The sequence below is a fragment of the Streptomyces populi genome (genome assembly GCF_002911015.1).
GTDB classification, from domain to species: Bacteria; Actinomycetota; Actinomycetes; order Streptomycetales; family Streptomycetaceae; genus Streptomyces; species Streptomyces populi.
In genome coordinates, this window is record NZ_KZ627109.1 from 1 (window position 1) to 674 (window position 674).

General features: G+C 69.3%; 1 protein-coding gene. It reads left to right on the forward strand.

Annotation, left to right across the window (positions count from 1 at the left end; translation table 11 throughout):
• A partial coding sequence (locus CW362_RS42930) for an alpha-amylase family protein (RefSeq protein ID WP_476756093.1) occupies positions 1 to 674 on the forward strand: 674 nt, incomplete at both ends.

Here is a 674-nt window from a genome sequence, read left to right on the forward strand (position 1 = left end):
CGCTGTCCGCGGGCCCCGACGACGTGGGGGTGCCGTGGGCGATCGGCTCGCCCGAGGGCGGACACGACGCGGTCCACCCGGCGCTGGGCACGATGGAGGACTTCGACGCCTTCGTGGCCCGGGCCGCCGCGCTGGGCCTGGAGATCGCGCTGGACTTCGCGTTGCAGTGCTCCCCGGACCACCCGTGGGTGGACAAGCACCCGGAGTGGTTCCACCACCGGGTGGACGGCACCATCGCGTACGCGGAGAACCCGCCCAAGAAGTACCAGGACATCCACCCGATCGCCTTCGACCGCGACATGCCGGGCCTGGTCCGCGAGACGGTGCGGATCCTGCGCCACTGGATGGAGCACGGGGTGCGGATCTTCCGCGTCGACAACCCGCACACCAAACCCGTGGTGTTCTGGGAACAGGTGATCGCGGAGATCAACGCCACCGACCCCGACGTGATCTTCCTGGCCGAGGCCTTCACCCGCCCGGCCATGATGCGCACCCTGGCCGAGATCGGCTTCCAGCAGTCCTACACCTACTTCACCTGGCGCAACACCAAGCAGGAACTCACCGAGTACCTCACCGAACTGGCCGGCGACTCCGCCGCCCGCATGCGCCCCAACCTCTTCGTCAACACCCCCGACATCCTCCACGAGTTCCTCCAGACCGGCGGCCGCCCCGCC